We start from the raw sequence: 473 nt of genomic DNA on the forward strand, positions 1-473 counted from the left end.
CCTCCGACCTCCACAAGACGCCCTTGGTCAGCCCGCGCGTCAAGCCGGAGCAGCTGATGCGGCTGGCTCACTGGCTGGCGTCCTACCAGCCGGCGGATCTCTTCGACGACGGAGGGCGGGCGAAGGGCGAGCTCGCGGATGCCATCGCTGAAGCCCGGTGGTGCTCCTTCGCTCCCGCCGAAGCGCCCCGGTCAGGGAGGCCCACCATGGCGCCCAGTGCTCGTGCCGCCACGTTCACCGATGCTGTCACCGGAGTCGTGCGGAGACACGCGGCACGTGAAGATTTCCTGCTTGTCAGCCCGGATGAACTGGCTTCCAACCGGCTCCCGGCCCTGGCCGATGAGCAGTGGGCATATGAACTCCTGGCGGAGGAGGTGCTTTTGGAGTGGCTGGCCGGATGGACGGCGAGCGGACGCCGGGGTGTGCTGGTCTCCTACGAGGCGTTCGCCCCGTTGCTCACCAGTGGCCTGGTG

At 68.3% G+C, this 473-nt stretch carries 1 protein-coding gene; it reads left to right on the plus strand.

Features of this window, described 5'->3' with window-relative positions; genetic code table 11:
- On the plus strand, positions 1-473 hold a 473-nt coding region (locus tag RNC47_RS36500; RefSeq protein ID WP_449657370.1), incomplete at both ends, for a phosphoketolase family protein.

The sequence above is a fragment of the Streptomyces millisiae genome (assembly GCF_031845425.1).
Classification (GTDB): Bacteria; Actinomycetota; Actinomycetes; order Streptomycetales; family Streptomycetaceae; genus Streptomyces; species Streptomyces millisiae.